We start from the raw sequence: 22,439 nt of genomic DNA, 5'->3' as shown, positions 1-22,439 counted from the left end.
CGAGGTGCTACAGGTCAGCAGGACGACTTGTAGACGTACTGCGCACCGTCGCCGTCGATGTTGTCGGCGGTGATGACGTGGAAGCCGGTGGAGATTTCGGACGTGACCGGCTTGTTGTCGATCGCAGCCATGGCCTGCTCGACGCCGTCGGTGCCGATCGTGTCGGGCTGCTGGGCGATCAGTGCCTGCACTGTTCCTTCACGCAGCTGCTTGACCTGTGCGGGACCGGCATCGAATCCGACGATCTTGACCTGGTCCTGCTTGCCTGCCTGCCGGACGCCCGTCGCGGTGCCCTCGGCTGCGAAGGTATTGGCGGCGAAGATGCCGACGATGTCGGGGTCCTTGGCCAGAGCGGCCGAGACCAAGCGGGCAGCTTCGGCCGGGTCGTTGTGGCTGTACTGCACTCCGAGGTAGTCGAATGCCGAATTGGCTCCTACGGCCTCTTCGAAGCCTTCGACACGCGCATCGGCGGTGGAGATACCGGGGTCGGTGGAGATGACCAGAACCTTGCCGCCGGAGGGGTTGAGCTCCTGGATGGCGTTGAATGCTTCCGCTCCACCGCCCTTGTTGTCCGAGGAGATCGACGACACCGCGATGGACGGATCTTCGAGGGTGGTGTCGACGAGGACGACCTTGATGCCCGCGTTCGCCGCAGCCGCCAACGGTGCCTGCATCGCCGCGACGTCGGTGGGCGCGATCAGGATGGCCGACGGCCGCGATGCGACGACGGAATCGACGATCGGCTTCTGCAGCGTGGGATCGAACTTGACCGGGCCCTGAGTGTCGACGGTGACGCCGGCGGCCTCGGCTGCAGCTTCGATTCCGCACTGCATGCTGATGTAGAACTCGTCGCCGCTCACGCCCTGGATGAAGGCGATCTTGCCGCTGCCGTCACCGCTTCCGGAGTCGGACGAGCAGCCCGCCAGAAACATGGCGGAGACCGAAGCGACACTCAGTGCAACGACGGCGGTGCGTGATGTGATCATGGTCGACTTTCTTGTAAGGGATTGTGCGGGAGGGAGTTGTGGGCCGGCCCGAGCTACGGACTTCGGGACCAGAGTTTCTTGAGCGAGCTGGGCGACTGACCTCGACTCGCTGCGTCACGACGACGCTGATCGAAGTACACGGCGGCGATGAGGACGGCGCCGACGGCGACCTGCTGCCAGAACGGCTGAACGCCGACGATGACGAATCCGTTCTGCAGCACTGCGGGAATGAAGAGTCCGACGACGGTGCCGAACATCGTGCCGATGCCACCGAACAGGCTCGTTCCGCCGATGACAACGGCCGCAATGACATTGAGGTTGGTCTGCGACTGACCCGCGATGGCGGTGGTGCCGTACTGCGAGAGCGACAGAATTCCTGCGAGTCCGGCGAGGGTGCCCGAGAGTGCGTAGATCTTGACCAGGTGCATGTCCACCTTGATGCCGACTCGACGAGCGGACTGTTCCTTCGAGCCGACGGCGAACGTGTAGAGACCGAACTTGGTGCGATGCAGCACGATTCCGAAGATGACCACCAGCACCAGGGCGATGCTCGAGATCAGCGGGATGGTGGTGGCCGGTAGATTTCCGTACCCGATCGTGTCGACCAGTACCGGTGGAACGTCTCGGATGTCGACGCCGCCGGTGATGACCTGCGAGAGCCCGAGTGCGCCGCCCAGGGTACCGAGCGTGACGATCAGTGGAGGCACATTGGCCTTGCCGATCAGAAATCCGTTGAGCAATCCCCAGCAGAGGCCGCATCCCAGGGCCACCACGATCCCGACGGCGGCGACTCCCCATCCGTCGCCACCGATGGCTGCCATGGTCTTGGCCGAGACGACACCGGAGAAGACGAGAACCGACCCGACGGAAAGGTCGATGCCGCTGGTGACGATCACGAACGTCATGCCGATCCCGAGGACGGCCAGGATGGAGACGTTCTGGATGATCTGCCGAATGTTGCCCCACTCGGGGAAACTCCCGGGAGCCATGATCGAGAACACGATGCAGATGGCTGCCAACACCAGGACGATCTGGAAGACCTGGACGCGAGCGAGGTTACGGAGCGATTCGACGAGGTCGAACGTGTGCTTCGACGGCTTCTCGCTCGGCGGCAACGGTTCGATGGATGGGGTGATGATCTGATTGCTCATCGTGTGGCTCCGGTGGTCGCGCCGGTCATCGCACCGACGAGTTCTTCCATGGTCGTGTTCTTGGCGTCGAGAGTGGCGACGCGTCTGCCCATCCGCAGCACTTGCACGCGGTCCGCGACCTCGATGACGTGTGGCATCGAGTGACTGATGAAGACCACTGCCACTCCCCGATCTGCCACCCGACGAATGGTGTCGAGTACGTTCCGGGTCTGCACCACGCCGAGCGCAGCGGTCGGTTCGTCGAGGAACACCACGCCCTTGGCCCATGCGACGGCACGTGCGATGGCGATGGCCTGCTGCTGTCCACCGGACATCGAGCCGACCGGGACGGTCAGACTGCGAACGGTGGCTCCCAGTTCGTCGAGAGCGGCCTGCGATTGCTTGCGCATCGTGGACACGTCGAGGAAACCGAGTCGGCCGAGCGGGCCTCTCGCCGGCAGCTCCCGGCCGAGGAACATGTTCTGCTGGGCGTTGAGGTGCGGCGCGAGCGCGAGATCCTGGAACACCGTCTCGATGCCGAGTTCCGCTGCCACCGTTGGGCTGTCGAGATCGACGGAGTTGCCGTCGAACAGGATCTCTCCGGTGTCGACGGCAAGGCTTCCCGAGAGCGCCTTGACCAACGTCGACTTGCCGGCACCGTTGTCGCCGATGAGGGCGACGACCTCGCCGGGGTAGATGTCGAAATCGGCATCGTCGAGGGCGCGCACGTTTCCGAAGCTCCTCGACAATCCCCTCGCTTCGAGGATCGGTGTCGCAACAGGTGCAACGCTGGCCATGGATACTCCTAGGTCGGATCGAAAACCTTCGGGTGCGGGATGGACACCCCCACCGGTGCCCGTGCAGCTCGGTCGGTGAACGTGATCTGCGAGGCGGGTCGAGCTCCCCGCGGGGCTCGTTGTGTAAACGAGTGTGACCCACGCAACCCGCGTTGTCACGTGTTTCGCGAAAATTCATGTCACCGGTGACATGACACAAACGATGCACATGGAAGGTGGCGCACTGTCGAACCACTATCGGACCGGACGGTACCGTCTCTCAGCTGCAGAAATAACCGATCTGTTCGATTTTCGAGCCGTCGGAGGCGGGCTGAGGTACCGTCCATGACACCGATGACATCGTGCGCGCTCGGCGAGCCGATGACATCGATGACATATCCATTCGGAACAGCAGAGGTAGACCCCATGGCGAAGTTCGACGGCCGGACGATCTTGGTGACCGGTGCCAGCGGAGGCATCGGCTCGGCGACGGTGCGACGGCTCGTGGCCGACGGTGCCGATGTCGTTGCCGCGGGCCAGTCGGTGGATGCATTGGACAAGCTCGCCGACGAGACCGGCGCACAACCCCTGGCCTTCGATCTGACGTCGGAAGACAGCGTGCGTGACGCCGTCTCCGGCTTGGAGCTGTACGGGGTGGTGAACTGCGCGGGCTTCGGCGGCGAGATCGCGACGCCTCAGGACACCGACATCTCGGTCTTCGACAAGGTCATCGCCATCAACGCGCGCGGGGCTCTGCTCGTCATCAAGTACACCGTCCCCGCGATGATCGCCGCCGGTGTCGGATCGATCGTCAACGTCTCGAGCCAGGCCAGTCTCGTCGCGCTGACAGGACACGTCTCATACGGTTCCTCGAAAGCAGCCCTGGACAACATCACTCGCGTCTCGGCCCTCGAACTCGGCCTCCACGGAATCCGGGTCAACGGAGTCAATCCGACCGTCGTGATGACGGAGATGTCCGCGTTCTACTGGGGTCGTCCGGAGATCGAGGAGCCGTTCCTGGCACAGATGCCGTTGGGTCGCTGGGCCACGGAGGACGAGATTGCCGCGCCGATTGCCTTCTTGTTGAGCGATGATGCTTCCATGGTGACGGGAGTGTCGTTGCCGGTGGACGGCGGTTACACCAGTCGATGACGAGCGGACGACGAGCAGACGGGGGTAGATCATGACCACGATGCAGGATGTCGCGGCGCTGGCCAGAGTCAGCGCCAAGACCGTCTCACGGGTGTACAACAACGACCCGCACGTCGACCCCGACACGCGCGCTCGCGTCACCGATGCCCTGAACTCGCTCAATTACGTTCCGAACACGATGGCGACGTCGTTTCGCAACGGTCAAGCCGCGGCAATCGGTGTGGCCGTGCCCGACATCGACGATCCGTTCTTCTCCTCCATCGCACGCGCGGTGGAGGAGCGCGCCCGTGAGGACGACATGGCCGTGCTGGTCACCAGCCTGGGCCACGACGGTGATCAGGAGCAGGCGCTGGTCGAGTCACTGTTGCGGAGGCAGTTGAGCGGCTTGATCATTGCACCCACGGGTGCCGACCACGGCTATCTGGAGCGGTGGATCGACAAGACTCCCACGGTCTTCGTCGATCGCGGACCCGATGGCCTCAAGGCCGACAGCTTCGTCGACGACGATCACGGTGGGGCGGTGCTGGCCACCGATCATCTGCTACGACTCGGCCACACTCGGATCGCGGTCATCGGGGACAGTGCCAACATTCCTACCAGCCGAAATCGGCTGAAGGGGTATCGAGAGTCGTTGCAGTCCCGAGGAATCGAGTTCGACGAATCCCTCGTTGCGCTCGGCGTCATGGGCCGCGACGATGCACGCAGCGCCCTGACCGCACTGACCGCGCTCGACAATCCACCGACAGCGCTGTTTCTCTCCAACGCACGCGTGGCCATGGCATGTGTCCCCGTTCTGCAGCAGATGAACTTGCTGTATCTGGCGTTCGTCGGATTCGGCGACTTTCCCCTTGCCGATGCCGTGATGCCACCGGTGACGGTGATCGACCAGAATCCTGCTCGGCTGGGCCGGTTGGCCATCGAGCGGCTACTGGGCCGAATCGAGAATCCCGGCAAGCGCTTCAAGCGGCGCAACATACTCGGGGTCGAGCTGATCGAACGTCGATCGTGCACGCCCGGAAGCGATCACCGCTGCACGTAGCCCTCGAGAGTTCCCGCGACCAGCTCTACCTGCTTCTCGGTGGACAGCTCGGCATCGACCCGTAGATGAGGAACACGCGGCTTCTCCGCCGGAGTATCCGACGGCCGATGTGCGTCGCGCTCTGCCCCACGGGCGGCCCGTCGACGCGCCAGCAGTTCCGGCGAGCCGTCCACGTGCACGACCGACGTTGCGGCCGGTGCCAATTGCGCGATCAGCTGCTCCCATTCCGCGCCACCGGTCAGCTCACGGGTGAACGGAGCCACGAGGACCGGCCGCTGACCGATGTCAACGAGATCGGTGGCAGCGGCCAGCAATACTGCATATCGGCCGGCTCGAATCTGCTCCGAGTGCGGCCCTGGACTGTTCCAGTGCGGGCCGACCGACACCGAATCCAGCTGATCGAGAAGCGGATTCGTCAGGGTGTCGAGGTCGAGCAAGGGGATGCGGAAACGGCGCGCCAGCTCGCGTCCCAGGGTGGTCTTTCCACTCCCGGCAGCACCCGCGACGAGCAGGACCGGCAGTCGATCCCGATCGATCACGGAAACGTCTTGACAGACATGAGGCATAGCGGCAATCATACAAGACAACGTTGTCTCGCACCTTGCTACAGCGAAACGCAATCCTTCCGATCGAGAGTTCACGTGACCGAGCGCGCAAGCATCAAAGACGTCGCCGCATTGGCAGGCGTCAGCTTCAAGACCGTCTCCCGCGTCGTCAACGGCGTGGACACCGTCTTGCCCGAGTTGCGCGAACGCGTCGAGGCCGCGGTGCAGACGCTGAACTACGTCCCCAATTCGGCCGCGCGCTCGTTGAAATCGGGATCGGGCAACACCATCGGCATCGTCGTCGACTCCATCGACGACGTGTTCTTCGCTTCCCTGGTCAGTGCGGTCGAGGATCGGGCACTCGAACACGGACTCGCCGTCATCGTCGGCAGCACCGGGTTCGACGCCCAGCGCGAACGTGACCAGCTGGCCCTGCTGGCCGGTCAACACGTGCGCGGCATCATTCTCGCGCCGGTCGGCGATCACAGCGACTTCCTCGTGCCTCGGCGTCGAACATTGCCCACGGTGACCATCGACCGTTCCATCCCGGGATTCGATTCGGTCATCGTCGACGATTACGGCGCTGCCAAACGAGCCGTCGAGAAACTGGTCGAGGGCGGGCACACCCGAATTGCGTTGCTCGGCTTCGACGATCGACTGCAGACCGCGCAGTTGCGCCGTGAGGCGTATTTCGATGTTCTCGCGAACCTCGGCCAGAAGCCGGACGTGGCACTTGCTCCCCCGGTGTCGCACGCCGCCGATTCGGTACGGCCCGTGGTGAAGAAGCTACTGGCACTACGCAATCCGCCGACCGCCTTCTTCGTCGCCAACGCACGTCATGCGACGGCCGTGGTATCGGTGCTGCACGAGATGGATCGCACCGACGTGGCGATGGTCTCGTTCGGTAATTTCTCGCTCGCCGATGCCGTCAGTCCATCGGTGACGTGCATCGACCAAGACCCGTATCGCATCGGCACACTCGCGTTCGATCGGCTGGTGCAGCGTTTCGACGATCCCTACCTCGAACCGGAGCAACAGATCGCGCCCACCACGTTGGTGGAAAGACTCTCGCACGCACTCCCCCTACCCGTACAGAAATGAGACCAACTCCGTGAACCCCAGACTTGTTGCGGGACTGGACCTCGGGAGCACCGGCGTCAAAGTACTCGTCACCGACGATGCCGGCACCGAAATGCTCATCGAACAGAGTCCGACACCGTGGCGTCACGGCCCGGGCGGTACCACCGATCTCGCGGCCGAGGACTTGCTCGCCACCATCGCGAATCTGCTCGAGGCCGTCGCGCGCCGACTGCCCGAGGTGACCGGCGATCCCGCGTCGCGCATCGATGCGATCGCAGTGTCCGGAATGGGTGAGACGGGCTTCCTTCTGGATCAAGACAACGTTGTCCGAGCGCCGGCCTTCGCGTGGTTCGATCCCCGAGGGCAACAGCAGGTCGACGCACTACCCCAGGATCTACGTGACCGGTTCGCCGGGAAGACAGGCCTTCCCGTCGGTGTCCAGGTGTCGGTGGTCAAGATCGCGCACCTGCGCGACAACGGACTGAAGCTGGCCGGACTGCGATGGTTCAACCTTCCCGAGTTCGTCGTGCTGTCCCTCGGTGGCCGCGCGGTGGCCGATTACTCACTCGGTTCCCGAACCGGCCTGCTCGATCAGGACACCGGCGAGCCGTGGTCGGAAATGTTGACGCACTTGGGCGTCGGGGCCGAATTCATCCCGCCTCTCGTCGATGCGGGCACGGATCTGGGAACGGCAACCGGACCCGCCCTCCCCGACGCCATCGCGGGGGCACGGTTGACCGTGGCCGGCCATGACCACCTCGTCTCCGCCGTATCGGGTGGGGCAATCCCCAACGACCGCTATCACGTGTCGATGGGAACCGCCGAGGTGCTGCTGCGAGTGCTCGACGCTCCGCTGACGCCCGATGCACGAAGCCGTCTGGCCGATCATCTGATCAATTCGGTGCGGCATGTGGTTCCGGGCCAACACGTACTCGTCGCCGGAGTCAAGACCGGGCTGTTGATGCGACGGGCGTTGCAGTTGTGCGACATCACCGACCGCGCCGGGCGTGACCTGCTCGATCAGCGGGTGTGCGCATTGCCTGCCGGTGGACCGTCCACCGACGGCGGTATCGACATCGCCGGAGCCCGCAACGACGACGGGGTTCTGTCGATCACCGTGCGGACGGACGGGGTGAACGCGGCGGAGTTGTTCCGTTCGATTCTGTTGCACGGCAACGACGAGATCGCGCGGCTCATCGCCGCCCTCGACGCGGAGGTTGCCCCGGCCCGTTCCACGCTGCTCACCGGCGGCTGGGCGAGCATGGCCAGCGTTCGAGATGCCCGCGCGCAGGTGCTCCCCGATGTCTCGGTCTCCACCCGCGCCCAGGACACCGCCTACGGCGCAGCGTTGTTCGCGGCGCGACTACTGACGCTCATAGAAATCTGAGCCCACATTTCTGCAGTGAGACAACGTTGTCTCGCTCGCTCTCGACCCCAACCCAGCACCAGGAGAGAACAATGAACGAACTGACCACACTCGAACGTCGCGGAATGGCCGCAATCTCCACCGCCGACGGCAACATGCTCATCGTCGCAGGAGATCAACGCAACGGCATGAAGGCGGTCATGACGGACGCTCCCGACGGGCCCGGTTCGGTCACGTTCGAGCAGCTCGCCGACGCCAAGGCCGATCTGGTTCGCTACCTCGGCAATCACGCCCCGGCGATCCTGCTCGACCCGGAGGTCGCACTGCCCAAGATCGTCGACGAGGGTGTGCTCTCGCGGGGCACCGCGCTGGTGGTCGGCATGGACGCCTCGGGCTTCGAGGAGACCGACGGCCTGCGCTACACCCGGTACGTCGACGGCGTCACCCCGCGCGTCGTACGCGACCTGGGTGGCGATGTCGCCAAGATGCTCTTCTACATGCGTCCCGAACGGCAGGGCGTCGATTCCCGTGTCGCCGAGGAGATTCGCGACCTCGTCAAGGCGTGCTCCGCCGAAGGCCTGCTGCTCATCGTCGAAATCCTGACCTACAAGCTCGAGGGCGAATCGGACGAGGACTACAAGGCAGGCTTCGGCAAGATCATCGCCGACTCCACCCGCATCTCGGTCGAATGCGGTGCCAAGGTCCTCAAGCTCCCCTACCCCGGCTCCGCCGAGGCCTGCGCCGCCGTTACCGAAGCGGCACAGGGTGTTCCGTGGGCAGTGCTCTCGGCAGGCGTCGACCACGAGACGTTCATCGAGCAGGTACGCGTCGCTGTAGCGAACGGCGCGCGCGGCGCGATGGCCGGCCGGTCACTGTGGAAGGACAGCATGGCCGTCTCCGCCGCGACCCGCGAGGACCTGCTCACCAACCGCGCACTCCCCCGCCTGCGCGAACTGAACGAGGCCGTCGACAACTGATCCGCATTCTTCGACTGCACGTTCTTCGACCGAGTCCGGACGCACCGTCCCGGGCTCGGTCGACGCCGTTCTGGGTAGCGTGAACCCATGACCGACGTTTCGAGACACATCCATATCGTTGCCGCTCCCGGAGTCTTCGCCGATCTCGCGACGGCGGAGGAACTGGCGAACCGGGCTCTCGCTGCTCGTGGCCTGACCGGTGACATCGTCGATGCCGCAACCAGTTCCGACGAGGCGATCGTCGTTCCAGGTGACGGAATCCCGATCGATACGTCGCCGTACAGCAGTGCAGTTCGGGTCGATCTGGGTCAGTGCACTCCGGACAGATCACCGGGCATACGCACTCATATTCGCGGCCGTGGACTCGACGGTCTGCGATTCGCGATCGACAGCGTGTATTTCCACCGCTTCCACCCCGGAACGATCCTGTCCTACGGGGATCACCCGGAACAACGCGTCGAGCTGCGGGTGCCCGAGAGCGACGGTCCGTTCCCTGTCGCCGTGCTGATCCACGGTGGGTATTGGCGTTCGCGATGGGAATTCGATCTGATGGACGCGATGGCCGTCGATCTGACGGCACGTGGCTATGCCACCTGGAACATCGAATATCGTCGACCCGACGAACACGGCTGGGACACGATGACCGGGGACGTGGCCGCGGCCCTCGCTGCGCTGAACACTGCGCCCGGTGATCTGGACCTGTCTCGAACAGTTCTCTTCGGCCACTCGGCCGGCGGCCAACTCGCGCTGCAGCTTGCGGCCGATTCCGCAGGAAAGCCTGGGACACCCGCTCTCGCAGTGAGTCTGGCCGGGGTACTCGATCTGCGGGTCGGGGACGAGCGGTGGCTCGGCGAAGGGGCAGTGTCGAACGCGATCGGCGCACGATTCGCCGGTGCGCAGGAGACGTACGAGAAATCGTCGCCCATCTCGAGGCTTCCGCTCGGCGTCCCGCAGCTTGTGGTGAGTGCACTCGACGACGACCCCAACCTGCTCGAGATCAGCCGGGCGTACTACGCCGCCGCGTCGGCCGGCCCGGATTCGGTCGCCTCGATCGAAGGACCTGGGGGCCATTTCGCCGTCATCGACCCTGCGTCGGAGATCTTTCAGGACATCGTTCGCGAGGTCGACGCACGAATCCGAGGTACCCGAGACCACGCGTCCGAGTAAGTCCGTATCGTGCATGGTGTGACGCGCAGCACAACGATGTGTATGCCGAGACTTCAGGAGCGAGATCGATGAAGAGCACCATGCAGGACACCCCATTGTCCATCGGCCAGCTGGTTCGATTCGGGACGTCCATTCACTCCTCGGCCGAGATCACCACCTGGACCGACACCGGTCCGACCACGGTGACCTTCGGGGAATTGGGCAGGCGGGCAGCGCAACTGGCGCACGGTCTGCGGTCGATCGGCATCGACGACGATCAGCGCGTCGGAACGTTCATGTGGAACAACGCCCCGCACATGGAGGCCTACATGGCGATTCCCGCGATGGGCGCTGTGCTGCACACACTGAACATTCGGCTCTTTCCCGAGCAGCTCACCTACATCGTCAACCATGCCGAGGACCAGGTCATCATCGCCGACGCAAGTCTGCTCCCCCTGTTGACGCCGTTGCTGCCGACGTTCGAGACCGTGCGGCACCTCATCGTCGTCGGCGTCGACCCGGCACAGGTCACCGCACCCGACGGCATCGAGGTGCTCGGCTACGAGGACCTGCTCGGAGGCAAGCCGGAGGAGTTCGACTGGCCGGAGCTCGACGAACGATCAGCTGCCGCAATGTGTTACACCTCGGGCACCACCGGTGATCCCAAGGGCGTGGTGTACTCGCACCGCTCCATCTACCTGCACTCGATGCAAGCGTGTATGACCGACGCGATGGCGATTGCGCAGTCCGACAAGGTGTTGGCCATCGTGCCGATGTTCCACGCGATGTCCTGGGGCTTGCCGTATGCGGCGCTGATGGTCGGTGCGTCGCTGATCATGCCCGACAGGTTTCTGCAGCCGGCACCGCTGGCGGAGATGATGTCGACGCTGCGTCCAACGGCCGCAGCAGCGGTTCCGACCATCTGGCAGGCCCTGCTCGCTCATCTCGACGAGCACCCGGCGGATCTGTCGAGCCTGCGTGACGTGGTGGTCGGCGGTGCCGCGTGCCCCCCGAGCCTGATGCGGGCGTTCCACGAGAAGTACGGAGTGCACATCTCTCAGGCGTGGGGCATGACCGAAACCTCCCCGCTGGGCACCTCGGGCAAGCCCGATGCGGGCCTGTCGCCGGAGGACGAATTCGACTTGCGCTGTACGCAAGGCAGATTCGTCGCCGGAGTCCGGGCGCGACTCGTCGACGATGCAGGCACGGTGTTGCCATGGGACGGTGCGACCGTCGGGGAACTCGAAGTGCGTGGCCCGTGGATCACCGGCAGCTACTACCGCGCCGACGCCGACGACAAGTTCGACGACGGTTGGCTGCGCACCGGTGACGTGGGAACGATCTCCGAGGGCGGGTACCTGCGCCTGACCGATCGCTCCAAGGACATCATCAAGTCCGGTGGTGAATGGATCTCCTCGGTCGAGCTCGAGAACCAGGTGATGGGACATCCGGCCGTGCGGGAGGCCGCGGTCATCGGCGTGCCCGACCCGAAGTGGGACGAGCGGCCCTTGGTAGCCGTCGTCGTTCGCGAGGGGGCATCGGTCACTGCCGAGGAACTCAAGGAATTCCTCGACAGCCGGGTGGCGCACTGGCAGCTGCCGGAGCGGTGGACATTCATCGACGAGGTCCCGAAAACCAGTGTCGGCAAATACGACAAGAAGAGGCTGCGGAGCTCCCATGCCGACGGTGCATTGGAGGTCATCGAGCTGGTCTGATCCGTTCGGTGAGTTACACGTTCCTCACGCGAACTGCGAATACCAGTAATGGTCTACCCCTAGCGTCGTAACGGACAGCGACGGCGGGAAGTGGCGAACTGTGTTGATCAACCGTTGTGCATCGGCACTCGCGGTGATATCGGCCGTTCTGCATCTGAGAATGGGCGTCGGCGGCGCGTCGGGCATGTTGGTGACCGCCATGGCGGTGGTGTGCGTTGTGTGCGCCGCCGATCTGTGGCGGTCGACGAACAATCGCGCGTGGGTAGTGATGGCGGCATCGAGTGCCGTCATGCTACTTGCACATGCCTCCAGTCCATCAGGGCACCATCAGCCTGTCGTGACCGACGCTGTCAGCGGTGCCTCCGCGGCCTCGATTCTCGCGGCGGTCGAACTCACGCTCGCCGCCGTCGTGGTTTTCGTTCGCACGCGCGGCATTCCGCCGGAACTTCTTCATCACCGACTGCAGGAGCCTCGATGACCGATACCTTTGCGCCCGTTGTTGTTCATCCCCTCGAACCGCTGAGCCCGCAGGAGATTTCGAGGACGTCGGCGATAGTCGTCCGCGAGCGGAACCTGACCTCCGCTGCACGCTTCGTCTACATCGAACTGCTGGAGCCGACGAAAACTGATCTTCAGCATTCGGAGACGGACCGTCGAGCATTCGTCGTCCTGCGTGACCGTGACGCCCATGCCACTTTCGAGGCCGTTGTCTCGCTCACCCACGACGCCCTGATCAGCTACACCGAGATCGCCGACGCCCAGCCGCCCATCACGCTGGAGGAGTTCCTTCGCTGCGAGGAGGTCATCAAGGCGGACCCGCGGTGGCAGGAAGCGATGGTCAAGCGTGGTGTCACCGACTTCTCGCTGGCGATGGTGGACAAGTGGGCCAGCGGCCACACCATGGCGGGCGACAACCCCGGCGGTCGACGCCTCGCCCGGCCACTGACGTTCGTACGAAGCGAAGCGCAGGAGAACGGCTACGCGCGGCCCGTCGAGAACCTCGTCGTGACGGTCGATATGGACACGATGGAGGTCGTCGACGTCGCAGATACCGGCGTCGTCCCCATCCCACACACGCCAGGCAACTACCTACCCGGATTCTACGAACGTCCCGGCAACGTCCCGGAGTTCGCGCAGCAGCGGGCATCGATGAAGAAGATCGAGATCACTCAACCCGACGGTCCGTCGTTCACGGTGGACGGCCACTACGTCGAGTGGGCGAATTGGCGCTTGCGCGTTGGCTTCACGCCGCGGGAGGGTCTCGTGCTGCACGATGTCGGATACGTCGATCGCGGAACTCTACGCCCGGTCATCCATCGGGCGTCGCTGTCGGAAATGTACGTACCGTACGGCGATCCGGGTGACAGCCAGTGGAACAAGAACGTGTTCGACGAGGGCGAGTACGGGCTCGGCGTTCTCGCCAATTCGCTTCAGCTGGGCTGTGATTGCCTCGGCGAGATCCATTATTTCGACGCGTACGTCAACGATCAGGACGGTCAGCCGATCGAACTTCCGAACGCGATCTGCATGCACGAGGAGGACTACAGCATCGGCTGGAAGCACACCGACTTTCGCGACAACGTAGGCCAGGTCCGACGCAACCGTCGTCTCGTCGTCTCGTTCTTCGCCACCGTGGGCAATTACGACTACGGCTTCTACTGGCATCTGTATCTCGACGGGTCCATCGAGTTCGAGATCAAGCTGACCGGCATCATCTCCACCGGTGCGATCGAGCCGGGCACGGTCCCCGAGTTCGGCACTCTTGTCGCGCCCGGTCTCTATGGGCCGCATCATCAACACTTCTTCAGTGTTCGTCTGGACATGAACGTGGATGGGGCACGCAACAACCTCTACGAGCTCGAAGCCGAGGCCGTACCCGCCGGGCCGGACAATCCCCACGGCAACGCCTGGCGTCAGACCAAACGACAGCTCACCCGCGAATCAGAAGCGCAACGCGTCGCCGATCCACTCCGGGCTCGTTCCTGGTTGATTGCCAACGCGGACAAGAAGAACAAGCTCGGTGGGCACATCGGGTACAAGATCGAGCCGTCCGGTGCGGTCGCTCTGCCTCTGGCACAGCCAGGTTCGCAGCAGGCGCGCCGAGGCGGGTTCGCCACCAAGCACCTGTGGGCGACGCCGTACGCAGAACGGGAGCGCTATGCGGCCGGTGAGTACGTGGCCCAGAATCCGGGACCCGACGGGCTGGTGAAGTACACGAGCGGTGACCGTTCCCTCGAGAACGCCGACCTGGTCATCTGGCCCACGATCGCCGCACACCATGTGGTGCGCCCCGAGGATTGGCCGGTGATGCCGGTCAGTCATGTGAGTCTGCACCTCAAGCCCACGGGGTTCTTCGACGGCAATCCGATGCTGGATCTGGCACCGGAGACGCCGAAGCCCGCCGCGCATTGCTGCAAGGAGTAATTGTCCGCGTCCAGGCCCGGGGACCGCGGTCTCCGGGCCTACGCGTCTAGGTCGCAGTCTCGGTGACCGAGGCACTCACCAGCGACGAGGTGCGCACACTCAATCGCGTTCGATCGGCTCGGAACAGGTCGACGGAATATTCGACGGGTCGTTCGGACTGGTCGTATCCGATGCGTTCGAGTTTCAGGATGGGTGTTCCCTCGGGTTGGCGGAGCAGCGAGCCCGCGGGCGCACTGATCGTCGCCAGTTCGATGGATTCGTCTGCCATACACACCGATACGCCGAGCCGGGTACGCAGAGCCTCGTACACCGAGTCCAACGGAGTCTCCAGAACTCGGCCACAGATGCTGTCGCTGAGATACATCTGCTCCAGCGACAGCGTGTCGCCGTCGGCGAAGCGCAGCCGCAGCAACGACACCACCGGTCCGTCTCCCAGGACCTGCGCCGCCTCCGGGCTCGGCTCGGCGATGCGCGCCGAGATGACTTTGGTCCCGTCTCGAAATCCCTGCTCGTGCAGCATCTGTGGGACGCCCTTGACGGTGTTGAGGCTTCGGAGCAGTCGCCGGCTCTGACAGAGGGACTGCGCACTTTCCGGCGAGGACGAACCCGGTGTCACCGAGGTCAGAAAGGCACCGCCTGCCCTACCCTTCGTCCGTCGGATGACACCGTCGCGTTCGAGGAGATCCAGCGCTTTGCGCAGTGTCGTCCGCGACGTGCCGAGCCGCTCGGCCAGTTCGCGTTCGGGAGGCAACCGGGCAACGGAGCGCGATTCGAGCTCGGCCGCCAGCCGAAGAAGCGCCGCGTGCGTCTGTTCCATCAACAGCACCGGACCACCTCGATTTCTCCTGGAATGACTGCAGTGTCCATTCAATCTTCAATCAGGCCCGCGCAACACCCCTCGACCTGGGCATTAACGCACGATTAACACGGCGGGTGTCCTATGACCCGCAACCAGGTCATGCGTTACACGACGTTCACGTATCGACGAGAAAACCAGAAATGGTCTACGCCCATCGTTGCACCTACCCGAGAACGCAACATCTACCGAAGGGTGCAACACCGTGGAGGATTCCAGGTCGGCACGCGCCGCTCTCGGCGTGGAGCTCGCCCGCTCGGCGGGCGAGATCGCTCGTCGCTGGTTCGACACCTCAGGCCTCACCGTCGAACAGAAACAGGACGGTTCCCCTGTTACACAGGCGGATCGCGATATCGAGACGCACATCAGAGCCGGCGTCGCCGAGCACTTCCCCACCGACGGCTTTCTCGGAGAGGAGTTCGGTGAAACCGGCGGCACCTCCGACTACCGCTGGATCGTCGACCCGATCGACGGCACCAAATCGTTCGTGCACGGAGTTCCTCTGTACGCCAACCTGATTGCGATCGAGGAAGGCGACGAGATCGTCTTCGGTGCCATCAACCTACCCAGCGTCGACGTCCTCATGCACGCCGAGCGCGGCAAAGGGTGCTGGAAAAATGGTGAGCAGGTGCATGTTTCGAGCAGGACCGATCTCGACGGTGCCTACGTGATGGCAACCTGGCTCGAGGACTGGCACCCGGATACCATCGTCGACCTCCACGCCACGGGTGCCGTACTACGCACCTGGGGCGACGCCTACGGCTACATGATGGTCGCGAGCGGCCAGGCCGATGCCGTGGTCGACTACACGACGCAGATCTACGATCTTGCCCCCATGCCGGTGATCATCGAGGAAGCCGGCGGCACCTTCACCTCGCTCGACGGAGCGCGAGACTTCGACAAAGGCAACGGGATTGCGACCAACGGCGTAATTCACGACTCGGTTCTCAAAATAGTCAACCAAGGATGACGCACATGAAAGAGTACATTCGCGGCCTGAGCCGAAAGAGCATCATGACGTTCTTCGGCGGTACCTACGCTCTCGCTCTGCTCTTCGCACTGTTCCCACCGCTCTACATGTGGGGCAGCGGAATTCGCTACGAAATCCTCGGTATCCCGTTCGCCATCATGTACTGGCTGATCAACGGGGTCGTGCTCGGACTGACCCTGTGGGGCCTCTACATCGTCGAGGACATCCGAGGCGAACTCGACGAGGACCTCCTTCCCGCTACCGCACCGCTGACTGGAGAATGACATGTTGATCATGCTGGGAATGCTCGGCGTCTTCTACGCCGTCGTCATCTTCATTCTGTACACCACTCAACAGAAAACCTCCCCGACGTTCGACGAGTACTCGGTGGGCGGTCGCAGCTACGGCCCCTGGTATGTCGCGATGAGCTACGTCAACTCGTGGTGGCCGGGTTCTGTGTTCATCGCGTTCTTCGGACTCGCCAGCGGCGCAGGCGTATTCGGCATGTACGGCCTCGCCTACTCCAGCCTCGGTGTCGCCATGATGTACTTCATGGCCACCCGCGCCTGGCGATGGGGCGCGAAGTACAACCTCCGCTCACAGCCCGACCTGCTCGGCCTGCGCTTCAACTCCCGCGGCACCAAGATCGTCGCCAGCGTCATCGGTATCGTCTCGCTCTTCCCCTGGGTGGTACTCGGTATGCAGGCACTCGGCGAGGTCTTCCAGATCGCCAGTGCCGGAGCATGGTCGGTCACCACGTGCCTGTTCGTCGGCCTGGCCGTCATCGTCATCCGTCAGTACTGGACCGTCAAGATGGGCATGCGCGGGTTGATCATGACCGACATGTTCCAAGGCATCGTCGCGTATGTCTTCTCCGCAGCACTCTGCCTGATCCTGCTCTCCGGTGTCGCCGGCGGCCCGATCAGCTTCTCGACTCTGGGAGACGTCGCCGACCAGTATCTCCGCGTCCCCGGCGACGGCGACTCCTACGGCCCGTTCTACCTCTTCGCCCTCATCTTCACCGGTGTCGTCGGATCCCTCTGCGGGCCGACGAGTTTTCAGCGGATCTACACCGCATCCAGTGTCCGGGCAGTCAAGTCCGGCACCATCCGCACCGTGCTGATCTCCGGCGTCTTCTACTCACTGCTCATGCTCGTCGGAATCGCAGGCACGGTCATTCCCGCCGTCGCCGATTCACCGCAGACCGGCTGGTTCACCATTGCCGAGAGCTACGGTGGGACGTGGCTTCTGGGACTCGCCGCCACCATGGTGTTCGCCGCATCCATGGGCCACATCGACGGCAGCGTGCAGGTCTGCGGACTGCAGATCGCCAACGACATCGTCAACTCCGACAAGCGCAAACTCTCCGACAGCCAGCTCACCAAGGTGGCCAAGACGAGCATGCTCGCGTTCATGGCAGCGGCGGCCATCGTCGCCTACGCCACCTTCAACATGACGCGCCTGCAACTCCTCGCGCAGATCTCGTACCAAGGCGTTGTGCAGCTTGCCATTCCACTGTTCCTCGGCATCTTCTGGCGAGGCGGCAACGGTAAGGGCGCAGTCGCCGGAATGATCTCCGGCTTCACCGTCGCCCTGGTGCTCACCGCGATCTTCCCCGACGACATCGTCGGACTGGGCAGCCTCACCGGTGGAGTCGTCGGCATGGCCGTCAACCTGGCCGTCTTCCTCATCGTCTCCAAGGTCACCGGAATCACGGCCGAGGAGAAGGCACGCGTCGACGAGATGTTCGCGGTCGGCAAGCGTCCTACCCGCACAGCACCGGTCGACCTGTCCTTCGAGGACCGGATCGAAGAACTGGCCGCCAACCCCGCACCGGAGAAGATCTAGTGACCTTTCTCGACGATTTCGCCGCGATGTCGCAGTTCGGTGCCACCGCCGCCGGCGGCGTGCACCGCGAGGCAGCGACCGCGGACGACGGTCGAACCAGGCGGTTCCTTGCCGACTGGTTCGACCGGCACGGCTTCACCACCACCGTCGACGCGGTGGGAAACATGTACGGCACCGTCGAGTTGGTTCCCGGCGCACCGTACGTCCTCGTCGGCTCGCATCTCGACAGTCAGCCCACGGCCGGAAAGTACGACGGGGCCTACGGGGTCCTCGCCGCGGCACACGCCGCGTACGAGGTCTCGGAATGCGTCGAACGGGGCTCGGTCGCTCCACAATTCAACCTCGCGGTGGTGAACTGGTTCAACGAGGAAGGTTCCCGTTTCTCGCCCAGCCTCATGGGAAGCGGGGTCTTCATCGGCAAGTTCGACGCCGAGAACATCCTGAAGGTCACCGATCGCAATGGCGTCAGCGTGCGGGATGCTCTGTCCGATATCGGGTTTCACGGCAACGACGATGCACCCGAGGCCGCGTCCTACGCCGAAATCCACATCGAACAGGGCCCCATTCTCGCGGACACGGGCACGACGATCGGAATCGTCACCGCCAACTGGGCCGCACGGAAGTACTCGATCACCGTGCACGGCGAGCAGTCGCACACCGGCGCAACTCATATGGCCCTGCGTCACGACGCGTTGGTCGGCGCATCGCGCATCGTGCTCGCCACCCGCGAACTCACCACGCAGTTCCCGCAGGAGGCGCTGCTGGCCTCGGTCGGCGAGTTCGATGTCGAACCCAACTCCCCCATCGTCGTGCCGTCGAAGGTCACCATGGCCATCGACATCCGGTCCTCCGATCCCGAGGTTCTCGAGCAGGCCCACGAGAAGCTCCTTGCAGCAATCGATTCCGTCAACACCGACGGGGAGGTGCGGGTCAGCGTCGACACCTCGGCGCTACGGCCGTCCACGAGCTACCAGATCGACGGCGTCGAACTGGCGGAGGAGGCAGCCGAGGCACTCGGATTGTCGTCCCGACGGATGCTCACGATGGCCGGCCACGACTCGGTGAACCTCAAGGACGTCGTCCCGACGGTGATGCTGTTCGTCCCCAGCGTCGACGGAATCTCGCACAGCGAGAAAGAACTGACCCACGACAGCGACCTGCTCGACGGCGTGAAAATGCTCGCCGAGACGGTCGCGCGCATGGTCCGCGGCGATATCGGAGTCGGCCGATCTTCCGAACTCGCCGCCACCAGCCGCACTCGAGCATAGAAAGCAGAGCCAGATGATCGATTTGAGCGGCAAGACTGCACTGGTCACAGGCGGGTCCCGCGGCATCGGACGCGCAGTCGCGACCACTTTGGCGGCGGCCGGCGCGCACGTGGTGATCGCCGACCGCAGCGACGCACTCCGCACCGACGGCGCATCGACATCGAATCTGATCCGCGCTGCGGGAGGCACCGCCGAGTCCGTCCTGCTGGACATCTCCGATTCCCGGCAGGTCGACGCGGTCTTCGCGGACGTCGCGGGCCGATCGGGCATCGACATCCTCGTCAACAACGCCGGAGTGCTCAGTGCCGGAACGGTCCTCGACACGACCGACGATGCGTGGCGGTCACTTTTCGCAGTGAACGTGGACGGGACGTTCTTCTGCACCCGAGCGGCGATACGGCACATGGTCGACGCCGGGCGGGGCGGCAAGGTCGTCAACGTCGCGTCGATCAGCGGCCTGCGGGCCAATCCAGGATTTGCCGGGTACTGCGCGGCGAAGGGAGCGATGGTCAACTTCACTCGGCAGGTCGGCATCGACTATGCACCGATGGGAATCAACGTCAACGGCGTTGCGCCCGGCTTCGTCGAGACCGACATGACCGCGATCTACGACGCGTCCATCCGCGCTGCTCTGGAGGGGCAGACGCCCAACGGCAAGTGGGCAGATCCGCAGCACATCGCCGACACCGTGCTGTTCCTGGCCTCGTCGCTCTCGGACCACATCTGCGGAGAGATCGTGGCCGTGGACGGCGGCTGGCTCGTCGGCACTCCGGTCGTACCGGCGGTAACCGCGGTATCGGCATGAAAGGCACGCGATGAATCCCATGTTGACCAAAACCGTCGCCGAGATACGTGCGGCATTCGGCACCGGTGAGCTCACTCCCGTGCAGTTGCTCGACGCCACGCTGGAGCATCTGTCGGCGACCGACCCCGTGATCAATGCGATGGCGTACGTGGACGAGTCGGGTGCCCGTGCAGCCGCGGCGGCCGCGACCGACCGACTCGTATCCGGCCGTGCCCGAGGAGGCCTGGACGGGATTCCGGTGACGATCAAGGACAGCGTCCATGCGATCGGGATGCCGTGGCGGCACGGCGTCGCCGCGAATGCGGACCTGCCGATGTCCACGGTCGACGCGCCGCCGGCCGCCCGGCTGAAGGAAGCGGGTGCTGTCATCGTCGGCAAGACCACGATGCCGGACATGGGGATGATGGCAGCCGGCGTCAGCTCGCTGTACGGAATCACCCGCAATCCTTGGGACCCTTCGCGCAACACCGGTGGATCCAGTGCCGGTGCAGGTGCGTCGCTGGCGTCGGGCATCGGGTTCGGTTCTGTCGGTTCCGATATCGCCGGGTCGGTGCGGTTGCCTGCGGGACACTGCGGGCTCGTTGCATTGAAGCCGACGCAGGGCCGCATTCCGCACACTGCTCCGTCGACCATGCGATCGGCCGGTCCGATGGCGCGCACCGTCGACGATCTCATCGACCTCTACGGCGTTGTCTCGAGGCCCGATCCACGCGACGCGTGGAGTCTGCCGGACGAGGACACCTCCGACATACACGCGGTTCTCGCTCCTGCCGGGCTTCGCATCGGCGTCATGCTCGACATGGGCTACGGTCCCACCGTTTCCGACGACGTACAGGCCGTGGTGCGTTCTGCCGCAACGCAACTGAGTGCAGCGGGTGCCGTGGTCACCGACATGCCGCCGATCTTCGGCGTGGATCCGTACCCGGCGTTGGATCGCCTGTTCCAGGTTCGTGCGCGCACGGAGTGGGAGGCCATTCCCGAGAGTCGTCGATCGCAGGTACTGCCCGCGGTCGCGGAGTGGGCCTCGGCGGCGGCGGAGTATTCGGCGGCTCAGTTCACGCGAGATACCGATGCGGTGATGCGCTCGCAGGAGTCTGTTCGGGCGCAGACGTCCGAATTCGACTTCGTCATTTCTCCGGTCGTTCCCACAGTGGGCTTCGGTGCCGAGGAAGTCGGGCTCGACCCGGCACAACCGTTGGGCCACTGCAGTTTCACCGCATGGTTCAACCAGACCGCGCAACCGGCCTCGGCGCTCTGTTTCGGCTTCGCCGGACACATGCCTGTCGGGATACAGGTCGTCGGACCTCGGTTCGCCGACCAGGCGGTGCTGAGGCTGACGAAATGGCTCGAAGGTGCACGCGGATTCGAGATGAACTGGCCGACGGCTGTGGCCGCTGACAAGATCGGAGTGCTGGGATGACTGTGCGGCAGACACTGAGCGAGTTGGGTATCTGGGCAACGGGCGACTTGACGTTGGACCCAGGTACCACCATGGCGAGCCCCAGTTGGTGGGGCGCGGACTCCGAGCGGTATTCGGCGCGGGCCGAGGTTGCGGACTCCGGCACGGGCTCGGCCGCATACGTGAAAGTGACGGAACCGCACGCTCGCGACTACATCGATGTCGCAGCGACGTTCTCGGCGGCGACCGCGGCCGGCGACACGGGCATCGGACCGAAAGTCTTCTTCTCCGACGCAGCCTCCGGTGTGCTGGTCATGGAGGACTTCACCGGACGGTGTTCGACCGCAACGCTCGATCTGTTCGACGAGGACGCGAATGTGGAGAAGCTGGTGGCGCTGCGGACATCCGTTCACCGGCTCAGCGGAATCACCAGACGTGCGTCGGTGTTCGAGGACCTGGCGCACATGATCGGCTTGGTCGAGAAGGTCGGGGGGTTGTTCCCGGCCGACTTCGATTGGATGCTGCGGACTCTCGCGCCTGCTCGAGTCCGCATCGACGGTGCCGGGTTCGACGCGGTCCCCTGCCACGGCGACGGCAACGTCTCCAATGTCCTGATGCTCGACGACGGCGGTATGCGGCTCGTGGACTGGGACGTTGCGGCGCTGATGGATCCGTTGCAGGACATCGGTGCCTTGCTCGCGGAGATCCGTCCGTTCGACACCGACGCACGCGAGGTGTTCGAGATGATGTGGGGATCGTTCGACAGTGCGCTGTTCGATCGCGCCCGTGTATACGGCATCGCCGACTCCCTGCGGTGGGCCCTCATCGGCTCGTATGCCGACGCGATGAGGCCAGGTACGCAGGAGTATTCGAAGTTCTCCGACTGGCAGTTCCTGAGAGCGCGGGCTGGATTGCGCGACCCCCATTTCGACGACCGAGTACGGAATATCTGAGGTG

21 protein-coding genes are annotated in these 22,439 nt (G+C 64.2%); 16 read left to right on the top strand and 5 right to left on the bottom strand.

Annotated features, from left to right (window positions below; all coding sequences use genetic code 11):
- Nucleotides 1–14 precede the first annotated feature (14 nt).
- Genes CH296_RS18490 through CH296_RS18480 form a run of 3 tightly spaced genes read right to left on the bottom strand, consistent with a single transcriptional unit; the run spans nucleotide 15 to nucleotide 2,913 of the window.
- The gene (locus CH296_RS18490; protein ID WP_032395047.1) at nucleotides 15–986 is read right to left on the bottom strand and encodes an ABC transporter substrate-binding protein; all 972 of its coding nucleotides are present in this window, start codon (nucleotides 984–986) and stop codon (nucleotides 15–17) included.
- A 53-nt stretch (nucleotides 987–1,039) separates the two neighbouring features.
- On the bottom strand, nucleotides 1,040–2,137 hold the full coding sequence (locus CH296_RS18485) for an ABC transporter permease (protein WP_082073654.1): 1,098 nt from the start codon (nucleotides 2,135–2,137) through the stop codon (nucleotides 1,040–1,042).
- Nucleotides 2,134–2,913 (bottom strand): ATP-binding cassette domain-containing protein, encoded by a 780-nt coding sequence (locus tag CH296_RS18480; RefSeq protein ID WP_094685459.1) that lies wholly within the window; start codon nucleotides 2,911–2,913, stop codon nucleotides 2,134–2,136. The genes CH296_RS18485 and CH296_RS18480 overlap by 4 nt, the downstream gene beginning before the upstream one ends.
- A 405-nt stretch (nucleotides 2,914–3,318) precedes the next feature.
- Between CH296_RS18480 and CH296_RS18475 the strand changes: the two genes are divergently transcribed.
- Nucleotides 3,319–4,044 carry an SDR family oxidoreductase gene (locus tag CH296_RS18475; protein ID WP_094685458.1) on the top strand — a complete coding sequence of 242 codons (726 nt, stop codon included), beginning with the start codon at nucleotides 3,319–3,321 and terminating at the stop codon, nucleotides 4,042–4,044.
- Nucleotides 4,045–4,075: 31 nt separating this feature from the next.
- Nucleotides 4,076–5,083: a LacI family DNA-binding transcriptional regulator gene (locus tag CH296_RS18470; protein ID WP_094685457.1), complete on the top strand. Its 1,008-nt coding sequence runs from the start codon at nucleotides 4,076–4,078 to the stop codon at nucleotides 5,081–5,083.
- Here the strand turns inward: CH296_RS18470 and CH296_RS18465 are convergent.
- Entirely contained in the window at nucleotides 5,068–5,622 is a 555-nt protein-coding gene (locus CH296_RS18465; RefSeq protein WP_052049434.1) for an AAA family ATPase, read from the bottom strand. The genes CH296_RS18470 and CH296_RS18465 overlap by 16 nt on opposite strands.
- 102 nt (nucleotides 5,623–5,724) lie before the next feature.
- Between CH296_RS18465 and CH296_RS18460 the strand changes: the two genes are divergently transcribed.
- From CH296_RS18460 to CH296_RS18430, 7 genes are all read left to right on the top strand, one after another.
- On the top strand, nucleotides 5,725–6,729 hold the full coding sequence (locus tag CH296_RS18460) for a LacI family DNA-binding transcriptional regulator (protein ID WP_179277769.1): 1,005 nt from the start codon (nucleotides 5,725–5,727) through the stop codon (nucleotides 6,727–6,729).
- Between the two features lie 10 nt (nucleotides 6,730–6,739).
- Nucleotides 6,740–8,095 carry an L-fuculokinase gene (locus CH296_RS18455; RefSeq protein WP_052683681.1) on the top strand — a complete coding sequence of 452 codons (1,356 nt, stop codon included), beginning with the start codon at nucleotides 6,740–6,742 and terminating at the stop codon, nucleotides 8,093–8,095.
- A 71-nt stretch (nucleotides 8,096–8,166) separates the two neighbouring features.
- The gene (locus tag CH296_RS18450) at nucleotides 8,167–9,051 is read left to right on the top strand and encodes a tagatose-bisphosphate aldolase (protein WP_094630728.1); all 885 of its coding nucleotides are present in this window, start codon (nucleotides 8,167–8,169) and stop codon (nucleotides 9,049–9,051) included.
- An 87-nt stretch (nucleotides 9,052–9,138) separates the two neighbouring features.
- On the top strand, nucleotides 9,139–10,218 hold the full coding sequence (locus tag CH296_RS18445; RefSeq protein ID WP_094685455.1) for an alpha/beta hydrolase: 1,080 nt from the start codon (nucleotides 9,139–9,141) through the stop codon (nucleotides 10,216–10,218).
- A gap of 68 nt (nucleotides 10,219–10,286) precedes the next feature.
- A complete protein-coding gene (locus CH296_RS18440) occupies nucleotides 10,287–11,912 on the top strand; it encodes a long-chain fatty acid--CoA ligase (protein ID WP_094647274.1) in 1,626 nt (541 codons plus the stop codon).
- Between the two features lie 100 nt (nucleotides 11,913–12,012).
- On the top strand, nucleotides 12,013–12,390 hold the full coding sequence (locus tag CH296_RS18435; protein ID WP_094685454.1) for a hypothetical protein: 378 nt from the start codon (nucleotides 12,013–12,015) through the stop codon (nucleotides 12,388–12,390).
- Complete coding sequence (locus CH296_RS18430) at nucleotides 12,387–14,336, top strand: primary-amine oxidase (RefSeq protein ID WP_094685453.1); 1,950 nt, start codon at nucleotides 12,387–12,389, stop codon at nucleotides 14,334–14,336. Before CH296_RS18435 ends, CH296_RS18430 begins: the two co-directional genes overlap by 4 nt.
- 46 nt (nucleotides 14,337–14,382) lie before the next feature.
- Here the strand turns inward: CH296_RS18430 and CH296_RS18425 are convergent, their stop codons facing one another.
- A complete protein-coding gene (locus tag CH296_RS18425; protein WP_045199458.1) occupies nucleotides 14,383–15,153 on the bottom strand; it encodes a GntR family transcriptional regulator in 771 nt (256 codons plus the stop codon).
- Nucleotides 15,154–15,397: 244 nt separating this feature from the next.
- On the opposite strand from CH296_RS18425, the gene CH296_RS18420 reads away from it, so the two are divergent.
- Genes CH296_RS18420 through CH296_RS18390 form a run of 7 tightly spaced genes read left to right on the top strand, consistent with a single transcriptional unit; the run spans nucleotide 15,398 to nucleotide 22,435 of the window.
- On the top strand, nucleotides 15,398–16,162 hold the full coding sequence (locus tag CH296_RS18420; RefSeq protein WP_179277768.1) for an inositol monophosphatase family protein: 765 nt from the start codon (nucleotides 15,398–15,400) through the stop codon (nucleotides 16,160–16,162).
- Nucleotides 16,163–16,167: 5 nt separating this feature from the next.
- Nucleotides 16,168–16,446 (top strand): hypothetical protein, encoded by a 279-nt coding sequence (locus CH296_RS18415; protein ID WP_045199456.1) that lies wholly within the window; start codon nucleotides 16,168–16,170, stop codon nucleotides 16,444–16,446.
- Nucleotide 16,447: 1 nt separating this feature from the next.
- Nucleotides 16,448–18,010 (top strand): sodium:solute symporter, encoded by a 1,563-nt coding sequence (locus tag CH296_RS18410; protein ID WP_094685451.1) that lies wholly within the window; start codon nucleotides 16,448–16,450, stop codon nucleotides 18,008–18,010.
- The gene (locus tag CH296_RS18405) at nucleotides 18,010–19,278 is read left to right on the top strand and encodes a M20 family metallo-hydrolase (RefSeq protein WP_256980500.1); all 1,269 of its coding nucleotides are present in this window, start codon (nucleotides 18,010–18,012) and stop codon (nucleotides 19,276–19,278) included. The genes CH296_RS18410 and CH296_RS18405 overlap by 1 nt, the downstream gene beginning before the upstream one ends.
- A 13-nt stretch (nucleotides 19,279–19,291) precedes the next feature.
- Nucleotides 19,292–20,083 (top strand): SDR family NAD(P)-dependent oxidoreductase, encoded by a 792-nt coding sequence (locus CH296_RS18400; RefSeq protein ID WP_094685450.1) that lies wholly within the window; start codon nucleotides 19,292–19,294, stop codon nucleotides 20,081–20,083.
- Nucleotides 20,084–20,093: 10 nt separating this feature from the next.
- Nucleotides 20,094–21,503 carry an amidase gene (locus CH296_RS18395; RefSeq protein WP_094685449.1) on the top strand — a complete coding sequence of 470 codons (1,410 nt, stop codon included), beginning with the start codon at nucleotides 20,094–20,096 and terminating at the stop codon, nucleotides 21,501–21,503.
- A complete protein-coding gene (locus CH296_RS18390; RefSeq protein ID WP_094685448.1) occupies nucleotides 21,500–22,435 on the top strand; it encodes a phosphotransferase family protein in 936 nt (311 codons plus the stop codon). The genes CH296_RS18395 and CH296_RS18390 overlap by 4 nt, the downstream gene beginning before the upstream one ends.
- The last annotated feature ends 4 nt before the right edge of the window (nucleotides 22,436–22,439 follow it).

Source organism: Rhodococcus sp. 14-2496-1d (genome assembly GCF_002259365.1).
GTDB lineage: Bacteria > Actinomycetota > Actinomycetes > Mycobacteriales > Mycobacteriaceae > Rhodococcoides.
The sequence above is the reverse complement of the archived record's forward strand: the minus strand, read 5'-3'. Positions and strand labels throughout refer to the sequence as shown.

What these genes read in the sequence shown, in the direction of transcription:
- CH296_RS18490 (WP_032395047.1), bottom strand. Translation starts at nt 986, where the DNA reads ATGATCACATCACGCACCGCCGTCGTTGCACTGAGTGTCGCTTCGGTC.
- CH296_RS18485 (WP_082073654.1), bottom strand. Translation starts at nt 2,137, where the DNA reads ATGAGCAATCAGATCATCACCCCATCCATCGAACCGTTGCCGCCGAGC.
- CH296_RS18480 (WP_094685459.1), bottom strand. Translation starts at nt 2,913, where the DNA reads ATGGCCAGCGTTGCACCTGTTGCGACACCGATCCTCGAAGCGAGGGGA.
- CH296_RS18475 (WP_094685458.1), top strand. Translation starts at nt 3,319, where the DNA reads ATGGCGAAGTTCGACGGCCGGACGATCTTGGTGACCGGTGCCAGCGGA.
- CH296_RS18470 (WP_094685457.1), top strand. Translation starts at nt 4,076, where the DNA reads ATGACCACGATGCAGGATGTCGCGGCGCTGGCCAGAGTCAGCGCCAAG.
- CH296_RS18450 (WP_094630728.1), top strand. Translation starts at nt 8,167, where the DNA reads ATGAACGAACTGACCACACTCGAACGTCGCGGAATGGCCGCAATCTCC.
- CH296_RS18445 (WP_094685455.1), top strand. Translation starts at nt 9,139, where the DNA reads ATGACCGACGTTTCGAGACACATCCATATCGTTGCCGCTCCCGGAGTC.
- CH296_RS18440 (WP_094647274.1), top strand. Translation starts at nt 10,287, where the DNA reads ATGAAGAGCACCATGCAGGACACCCCATTGTCCATCGGCCAGCTGGTT.
- CH296_RS18430 (WP_094685453.1), top strand. Translation starts at nt 12,387, where the DNA reads ATGACCGATACCTTTGCGCCCGTTGTTGTTCATCCCCTCGAACCGCTG.
- CH296_RS18425 (WP_045199458.1), bottom strand. Translation starts at nt 15,153, where the DNA reads ATGGAACAGACGCACGCGGCGCTTCTTCGGCTGGCGGCCGAGCTCGAA.
- CH296_RS18415 (WP_045199456.1), top strand. Translation starts at nt 16,168, where the DNA reads ATGAAAGAGTACATTCGCGGCCTGAGCCGAAAGAGCATCATGACGTTC.
- CH296_RS18410 (WP_094685451.1), top strand. Translation starts at nt 16,448, where the DNA reads ATGTTGATCATGCTGGGAATGCTCGGCGTCTTCTACGCCGTCGTCATC.
- CH296_RS18400 (WP_094685450.1), top strand. Translation starts at nt 19,292, where the DNA reads ATGATCGATTTGAGCGGCAAGACTGCACTGGTCACAGGCGGGTCCCGC.
- CH296_RS18395 (WP_094685449.1), top strand. Translation starts at nt 20,094, where the DNA reads ATGAATCCCATGTTGACCAAAACCGTCGCCGAGATACGTGCGGCATTC.
- CH296_RS18390 (WP_094685448.1), top strand. Translation starts at nt 21,500, where the DNA reads ATGACTGTGCGGCAGACACTGAGCGAGTTGGGTATCTGGGCAACGGGC.